The 8,635-nt window shown below is 55.8% G+C and carries 6 protein-coding genes; 3 read left to right on the top strand and 3 right to left on the bottom strand.

The genetic code is table 11. The features are described 5' to 3' along the window. The first annotated feature begins 81 nt into the window (after positions 1-81). Positions 82-1,248: a porin OmpC gene (ompC, locus tag ACNQ0W_RS24200; RefSeq protein WP_062932905.1), complete on the top strand. Its 1,167-nt coding sequence runs from the start codon at positions 82-84 to the stop codon at positions 1,246-1,248. A 55-nt stretch (positions 1,249-1,303) separates the two neighbouring features. On the opposite strand, the gene ACNQ0W_RS24195 is transcribed toward ompC, so the two are convergent. Then, complete coding sequence (locus ACNQ0W_RS24195) at positions 1,304-2,167, bottom strand: N-acetylmuramic acid 6-phosphate etherase (protein WP_417933273.1); 864 nt, start codon at positions 2,165-2,167, stop codon at positions 1,304-1,306. Positions 2,168-2,320: 153 nt separating this feature from the next. On the opposite strand from ACNQ0W_RS24195, the gene ACNQ0W_RS24190 reads away from it, so the two are divergent. Next, positions 2,321-3,937: a sensor histidine kinase gene (locus tag ACNQ0W_RS24190; protein ID WP_047053551.1), complete on the top strand. Its 1,617-nt coding sequence runs from the start codon at positions 2,321-2,323 to the stop codon at positions 3,935-3,937. Beyond that, complete coding sequence (gene dcuR, locus ACNQ0W_RS24185; RefSeq protein ID WP_003859556.1) at positions 3,934-4,653, top strand: two-component system response regulator DcuR; 720 nt, start codon at positions 3,934-3,936, stop codon at positions 4,651-4,653. Before ACNQ0W_RS24190 ends, dcuR begins: the two co-directional genes overlap by 4 nt. On the opposite strand, the gene ACNQ0W_RS24180 is transcribed toward dcuR, so the two are convergent. Beyond that, positions 4,634-5,596 (bottom strand): FAD:protein FMN transferase, encoded by a 963-nt coding sequence (locus ACNQ0W_RS24180; protein ID WP_062932903.1) that lies wholly within the window; start codon positions 5,594-5,596, stop codon positions 4,634-4,636. The two genes, dcuR and ACNQ0W_RS24180, sit on opposite strands and share 20 nt — an antisense overlap. 58 nt (positions 5,597-5,654) lie before the next feature. Beyond that, positions 5,655-8,435, bottom strand: a complete 2,781-nt coding sequence (locus ACNQ0W_RS24175; RefSeq protein ID WP_116329871.1) for a flavocytochrome c — start codon at positions 8,433-8,435, stop codon at positions 5,655-5,657. Positions 8,436-8,635: the final 200 nt, after the last annotated feature.

Raw genomic sequence — 8,635 nt, 5'->3', positions numbered from 1 at the left:
AGCCATAGAATAGTATCAGCCATGTAGTTACGGAGGGTAATTACATATATTCAGAAAATTTATATTTAAAGGGAATATATAATGAAAAGAAAAGTTCTGGCAATTCTCGTACCCGCGTTATTAATGGCTGGCGCAGCAAATGCGGCGGAAATGTATAACAAGAATGGCAACAAAGTTGACCTGTACGGTAAGGTTGATGCGCGTCATACCTTCTCCGACAACCCAGGCGACGACGGCGATGAAACCTATGTACAGGTGGGTTTCAAAGGCGAAACGCAGATCACGAACGAACTGACAGGTTATGGCCAGTGGGAATATAAAACCTACGCTAACAACACCGAAAGCGCAGGGGATAAATCTTTCAACCGTCTGGCATACGCTGGCCTGAAATTTGGCGACTACGGCTCATTTGATTACGGCCGTAATTACGGCGTCGTGTATGACGTAGAAGCCTGGACCGATATGCTGCCTGTATTTGGTGGAGATTCTTACACCTGGACCGATAACTTCATGAACGGTCGTGCTAACGGTCTGGCAACTTACCGTAATAACGATTTCTTCGGTCTGGTCGACGGCCTGCACTTTGCGCTGCAATATCAGGGTGCTAACGAAGGTGCTAACGCAAATGAAAACCAGGAAGGCACCAAAAACGGCCATAACGACGTACGTTTCCAGAACGGCGACGGCTTCGGTATGTCCACCTCCTATGACTTCGATTTCGGCCTGACGCTGGGTGCGGCTTATTCTTCCTCTGACCGTACTAACGACCAGGTCGCTTACGGCGCTGGCACCTATAACCGCTTCAGCAAATATGCTGGCGGTGAACGTGCGGAAGCGTGGACAATCGGCGCTAAATACGATGCTAATGATGTCTACCTGGCCATGATGTATGCGGAAACCCGTAACATGACTCCGTACGGCAACGATGGCATAGCCAACAAAACCCAGAACTTTGAAGCCGTAGCGCAGTACCAGTTTGACTTCGGTCTGCGTCCATCCCTGGCGTGGGTCTATTCTAAAGGCATCGATTTGGGCGGTAACGATTATCACCCAGGCAATGGCTATGACTATGTAGACCAGGATCTGGTTAACTACATCGACGTGGGCATGACCTACAGCTTCAACAAAAACTTCTCCACCTATGTTGACTACAAAATCAACATGCTGGACAACGATGAACGCTTCTACGAAGCAAACGGTATTTCTACCGATGACATCGTTGGCGTAGGCATGACCTACCAGTTCTAATCTCCCTCAATATTAAAGCCCGCGATGCGGGCTTTTTTTATTTGACGCTGAAATATTACGGCGCTTCCTGCAAGGCCAGGCGAACAAACCCGTTATTCTGCGCCAGCAATTCATGCGCTTTCCAGGCATCCAGCCCCGTCAGCACCATCAGTACCGCCGTTTTGCACTGGTGGTTACAGCTTTCCAGCGCGGCCTTCGCCTGCGCCCGGCTACATCCCCCTGCTTCCATCACAATGGCAATTTGACGTTCGGCCCATCTGGTGTTGCTTGCCTCCAGATCAACGCGCAGGTTGCTGTACACCCGTCCGGAACGTACCGCCAGACCGGTGGTGATCATATGCAGGATCATGCTTTGCGCAATGCCTGCTTTAGCGTTGGTATACCCGGCCACCACATCCGCGCCCAGTTCGGGGGCAATGACCATACTCGCCAGCTGCGCCGCTTCACTTTGCGCTTCCTCCGTAATGAGCGCAACCGTTGAGCCCAGGGACCACGCATGACGCATCGCGCCCCATACCCATGGGGTTTTGCCGCTGACGGACAGCGCCAGCATCATGTCATGCTCGCCAAATTCTATCGTCTGAAGGTCGGCAACGCCGCTCGCGTAGCTTCCGGCGTTATCACCTGCTGTTAACGCAATGACGGGGTGTTTGCCCGGCGCAAACGCTTCTGCCGCCTGCTCCGCCACGCGTCCGGACGCGCCCGCGCCGGTCAGCACCAGACGTCCGCCGTGGCTAAGCGTCGCCGCCGCGTTATCCACCACGCGGGCCAGCATACTTAAGTGAGGGGTAAGTGCAGAAGAGATTTGCGCGTCATCCTGGTGTATGACGTTAAGCATATCCAGCGTCGATAATCTGTCGATGTTCATCGTGCTGGCGTGCCGTCTTTCCCTGGCCGTACCGGTAAGCATAATGCTCATAAACTGCCTCCTTATTATGAGTACCCTCACACTATAAAGTGTTTTATATAGGTCACCTGAGAGGAGGCTCACGAAACGCCTCTCTTTACATGGCTTTATGAAACGCCCGTCATCAGCGATAATTAGCCCTTTCTTTTTCATCGCGGAGTGTTAATGAGCGATTTGCAGCCCTTCCCCCCGACGCGCAAGCGCCCTATGAAGCTGAATACGCTGGTTACGCTGATGGTGTGCGCGATTATCGGCTCGGTGCTGCTGGTGGTTTTCGCGCTTTACTCTGTGCAGATCACCCGCGCCACGCGCGATGACGTGAAAGATACCGCGCTGGGTATCGCCCGGACGCTGGCCGACAGCCCGGAAATCAAGCGTGGCCTGATGGAATCGCCGCAGGCTGGCATCATCCAGCCGATTGCCCAGGCGGTGACGAAGCGCAACGACCTGCTGTTTACCGTGGTCACCGACCTGCGTGGGATCCGCTATTCCCATCCAAACGAAGCGCTGTTAGGTTTGCATTTTATTGGCGACGATCTGACGCCCGCCCTGGAAGGGAAAGAGAATGTCTCCGTTAACCGCGGCGCGCTCGCGGAAGCGCTGCGCGTCTTTACGCCCGTGTATGACGACCAGCACGACCAGATCGGCGTGGTGGTGGTGGGTATCTCGCTGAATAAAGTTGAAGATCAGATTGCCCGCGGGCGGCTCAACGCCGTGTGGACCATCTTATTCAGCGTTCTGATGAGTTCAGTGGCGATATGGGGTCTGGTCCGGGTTCTGAAACGTATCCTCTTCGGGCTGGAGCCTTACGAGATCTCCGCCCTCTTTGAGCAGCGCCAGGCCATGTTGCAGTCCCTGCGCGAAGGCGTGATGGCCGTGGATATGCACGGGCGCGTGACGATGATTAACCACACCGCCAGAGAAATATTACTCCTGACCTCGGGCCAGCACTCCGAAAGCAGCAGTGAACCGCTGCTGGCCAGCCTGCGCGAAGTATCCAGGACCGGCATTGCCCGCCAGGATCAGGAGATCGGCTGTAACGGGCGGCTGCTGCTGTGCAACATGGTCCCCGTGAAAAGCCAGAATCAGGTGATCGGGGCGATCAGCACGTTCCGCGATAAGACCGAAATCAGCCAGTTAATGCAGCGTATCGATGGCATGGTCAGCTACGTTGATGCCCTGCGCGCTCATACGCACGAATTTATGAACAAGCTGCACGTGATCCTCGGCCTGCTGCACATGAAGCGCTACGATAAGCTGGAGGAGTACATCATCCAGACTGCGCAGAATTATCAGACGGATATCGGCGCGATACAGCGCAAAGTTAAATCCCCGGTCATTGCGGGCTTCCTGCTGGGTAAAATTAACCGCGCCAAAGAGGTCGGGGTGACCCTGACGCTGGCGGAGGAGAGTCAGCTTCCTGACACCGCCAATGAAGAGCAGGTTGCGGTGCTGATCACCGTACTGGGCAATTTAATCGAAAATGCCCTGGATGCGATGGAAGGTCAGCCGGAAGGCGAGATCGGCCTGCTGCTGCATTATCAGAACGGCTGGCTGAGCGGTGAGGTCAGCGATGACGGTCCCGGCATTGATCCCGAGCGGCTGGAGGCTATTTTTACAAAGGGCTACTCAACAAAAGGTGAAAACCGCGGCGTTGGGCTGTTCCTTGCGCGTCAGCAGATCCAGAATCTGGGCGGAGATATTACCGTCGAGTCGGAGCCTGGCGTATTTACCCAATTTTTTGTTCAGATCCCCTGGGATAGCGAGAGGAATATCGCGTGATAAATGTGTTAATTGTCGATGATGACGCCATGGTAGCCGACCTCAACCGTCTGTATGTTAACCGCGTTGAGGGTTTTAGCTGCTGCGGCGTCGCTTCCACGCTCAACCAGGCCGAGGCGTTGATCGCCAACCCAGGCCAGCCGATCGATCTGGTGCTGCTGGATGTCTATATGCAGCAGGATAACGGGCTGGATCTGCTGCCCATCATCCGCGCATCGGGCCGCCCGATTGACGTCATCATGATCTCATCGGCCTCCGACGCCGCAACGATCCAGACCTCGATGCACTATGGCGTGGTGGATTACCTGATTAAACCGTTCCAGTTCCCGCGTTTTGAAGAGGCGCTGAACGGCTGGAAGGCAAAGCGCAGCCTGATGGGATCGCATCAGTATTATGAACAGGCCGACGTCGACAGGCTGATCCACGGTGGCGCGCCGGAGCTGGCCGACAGCAAAAAATTACCGAAAGGCCTAACGCCGCAGACGCTGCGCACCATTTGCCAGTGGATCGACAGCCATCCGGAGATAGAATTTTCCACCGACGATCTGGCGAATGCGGTCAACATTTCCCGCGTGTCATGCCGCAAGTACCTGATCTGGCTGGCGCAAATAAATATCCTGTTCACCAGCATTCACTACGGCGCCACCGGCCGGCCGGTATATCGCTACCGTTTGCAGCCGGAACAGGTCGGACTGCTCAAACAGTACTGCCAGTAATTCGGTAGCTGTCGTCCAGAAGGGTAAAACGGAAGTGGTGCATCGAGGAGATCACCACTTCTTTTGTTTTGGTGACAAAGATAGCTTCAATATCGGGGCGCGAACGCAGCGCGGCGCAGCCCTTTTCCACGCCCATGCCGTAGATCAGCGTGGTCCAGATATCGCCGTCGAGAGAGTCCTGCGAAATAATCGTCACGCTGTCCAGTTCGTTATCCAGCGGGTAGCCGGTGCGTGGGTCAAGTATGTGGTGATAGCGTTTGCCGTTCTGCTCGAAATAGCGCTCATAGGTGCCAGACGTCACCACCGACCGGTTTTCGACCGTCATGGCGCCAATCAGCGCATCACCGGCGAACGGTTTTTTCAGGCCGACGCGCCAGCCGCCCTCCGGCGAGCCTAACGTCTGAACGTTGCCGCCAAGGTTGATCAGCCCGAGTTCAACGCCCTCTTTATGCAGGTAATCCCGCACCCTGTCGGCGATATAGCCTTTAGCAATGGCCCCCAGATCGATCTCCATTCCCTGGCGTGTAAGAAACACGCTGCTGTTGGCTTCATCCAGCACCACGTCCGCAGGATCCGTGATGCCCAGCAAAGCGGCGATCTCGTCCGCGGGCGGTACAGCGTCCCCCTTAAAGCCAATTTTCCAGCGCTTCACCAGCGGGCCGATCGCCAGGTTAAAGGCGCTGTCTTTAAGCAGGCTTGCCGCTTTCGCGCAGCGGATCAGCTCAAACACCGGACGACTGACGGCAACTGGATGCTGACCGGCCGCATGGTTGACGTCCATTACCTGGGAATGCGCGCGGTTAACGGTAAGCAGATCTTCGTACTGTTTGATCAGGCGAAACACGCGGGAGGCGAGCGCTTCGTCATGGGAAAAGAGTTTCAGGAGGATGGGCGATCCCATCAGAACGGCGGAGTAGCTGTAAACGCGATGGCTATCAGGCATTGCATGAGTCCTCAGATGTAGCCCCGGCAGGCACCGCGCCGCCGGGGAAACAGGAGCCTTACCGTGTTTTCGAACGCATAGCCGCCTGATGTCCTGCAAGCGTACCAAAAATAATGATATCTGCCACCGCGTTACCGCCGATACGGTTACCGCCGTGGATGCCCCCGACAACCTCACCCGCAGCAAACGCTCCTGGCAATACGTTGTGGTTGCTGTCCAGCACGCAGGTTTCTGTGTTAATGGTCACGCCGCCCATGGTGTGGTGAACGCCCGGTGCAATCTGAATGGCGTAGAACGGCCCTTCGTTGATTGGCGCACGCAGCGCGGTGGTGCGGCCGAAATCATCGTCGTGCTGTTTCTCCACAAAGCCGTTGTAGCGTTCCAGCGTTGCCAGGAACTGATGGTGATCCATCCCCAGCGCTTCCGCCAGGGCTTTTGGCGAGCTGGCGCTGGTAACAAACCCTTTCGCGATGTACTCATCCGCGGCTTTGTTTTTGGCGCGAACATGCTCGTCAAAGACGATATAAGCGTATTTCTCCGGCAGCGCGATGATTGACGCCGAGACTTTATCGCGGGTCTCCATTTCGTTAAAGAATCGGTTCCCCTGTTGATTGACCAGAATCGCCCCGCCGCCGCGGATGGATTCGGAAATCAGATACGACGTTTTCTGCTCAACGGTTGGGTGGATCTGAATTTCGCCCATATCCACGGTGCCCGCACCGATACGCTCCAGCAGCGCGATGCCGCCCCCGGTCGCCCCTTTGTGGTTGGTGGTAACGAACCCTGCCAGATCCGGACGGTATTTCACCACCATCTGGCTGTTGGCGCTGAAGCCGCCCGTTGCCACAATCACGCTTTTGGTTGCCACGGTGAGGGTTTCGTTCTCTTCGGTGGTCAGACGCACACCGGTCACTTCGCCGTTCTCGAAGATGATGTCGCTCACGGAGGTATCCAGCATCACCTCGATGTTACGCTTGTTGACGTTACGCACCAGGCCGCTGATCAGATACCCGCCCACTGCGGAACCGTCTTTCGGACGGTGCGTACGGTCGATGCTCATCCCGCCGGTGGTGGTAATGTCGTTCAGCATAATGCCGCGCGTGGCCAGCCATTCGATGGCCTGTGGCGCGTTCTCGACAAAGCGACGCAGCAGTTCAGGGTTGTTCTTGTTGCCACCGCCTTTCAGACTTTCCTGGTAGAACAGCTCTTTGCTGTCCTGAATACCCTTCACGCGCTGGAAGCGGGTCTCTGCCGCGTTCATCCCGGCCGAGGCTTTAATGGTGTTCCCGCCGATGGTGGGCATTTTCTCGACGATCAGTACGCTCGCGCCTTCGTCGTGCGCCTGGATCGCCGCCGCCAGCCCTGCACCGCCGCTGCCGACCACTACCACGTCCACGCTTTTAGTCTCATTCGGGTCAGCGCCCTCTTCTGCCGCCAGCGCTTTACTGGATTTCAGCATCGCCTTCGAGACCGCTTTTTTCACCGCCTCGCTCTGGCTGGTCGCGCCCGTAATCGCGTCCACGTGCGGGGTGTTGGCATCCAGAATACGGGTACGGATCTCTTCGAAGCTGGTGACAAACTCGACGTCTTCACTCGGGCCGGAGGCCAGTTCGATATCGGCGATGCGGTCGGTTTCGAGGCTGACGTTAATCACCAGTTCGTTGGCATCGTCCTGCACTTTTTCAATAAAGGTGCCTGGTTTGAATTTGGATTCACCCATGCTCATGTCGCGGATCATCGCCTCCACCAGCGAGAAGCGCCACAGCGGTTCCGGAATGCTCAGTTCTTCCCGTTTGGTGCTGTCCATAAACAGCTCCAGGCTTTCGCCCGCCGCGATGCGATCGGTCCAGTCCGGATAGGCGATGGTGGCGCGGCCAACGGCAATCAGGTCGTAACCGTGATCCAGCGCTTCATTCACATCCGTGGCATTCACCACGCCGCCAACGCCCATCACCGGCACCTGCGCCAGCGTGTCAGAGCGCATAGCGCAGTATTTTTCGATAAGTGGCGTCGGGTCCTGAGTATCGACAATAGAAGGACGCAGGGCGGCGCCAAGGGAGAAGTGGAGATAATCCACCCCGCGCGCGGCCAGTTTTTCCAGCAGATACAGGGTGTCCTCAAAGCGGATGCCCGGGACTTCCAGCTCTTCCGGAGAGAAACGGTAGCCAATGATAAACGCGTCGTCCGCGTACTGGCGCACCATCTTATGGGTAATGTCCAGCACCGCCAGCGGGAATTTCGCGCGGTTTTCGCGGCTACCGCCCCACTCGTCGTCGCGCTGGTTGGAGTTCGGGGAAAAGAACTGCTGGATCAGATAGGTATTCGCCCCGTGGATTTCGACGCCGTCGAACCCGGCCTGGATTGCGCGGCGCACGGCTTCGCCGAACTTGCCGATCATGCCTTCCACCTCTTCCGCGGTCAGGGCAACCGGCGTGGCGGCACCGTCACGCGGCGCGGCAACGGCGCTTGGGCCAACCGGCGTGCGGCCCCCGATCAGTTTTGGGTCGACCATGCGGCCGCCGTGGTAGATTTGCAGCAGGGCTTTGGAGCCTTTTGACTTGATGGCGTCAGCGATTTTTGCCAGCCCGGCGATTTTCTCGTCGTTATCAATACCAATTGCGCCCGGGAACGCCAGGCCGAGATCGTCAACAAAACAGCACTCAACGATAATCGTGCCGATGCTGCCCGCGCGGGCGCGGTAGTACTCCACCAGCTCGCTGGTCACGGTGCCATCGTAATAACCTGTACAGGTTGTCATCGGGGCCATTAACAAACGGTTTTTCAGTTCAGTACCATTCGGTAATGTGAAGGGGCTTAAAATACGTTCGTTAGTGCTCATAATAGAAACTCCAAACTTTAAAAATTAAGAATTCGTTATCGGGATGATTTTTTATTTCGTATTTTTTGCCGATGTCATGATAGTAATATAAAGCTTTTTTTAGTTTCTAAAGCCATTACGTTAGTTAATAAACTATTTAATTCCTTCGATAACATTAATAACACATTGGTGTTAGCGGGAATGTTTCACCTGTTCACAAT

Origin of the sequence: Enterobacter cloacae complex sp. 6730903, from assembly GCF_048283985.1 — a bacterium.
Taxonomy (GTDB): Bacteria; Pseudomonadota; Gammaproteobacteria; order Enterobacterales; family Enterobacteriaceae; genus Enterobacter; species Enterobacter hormaechei_C.
The sequence above is the reverse complement of the archived record's forward strand: the minus strand, read 5'-3'. Positions and strand labels throughout refer to the sequence as shown.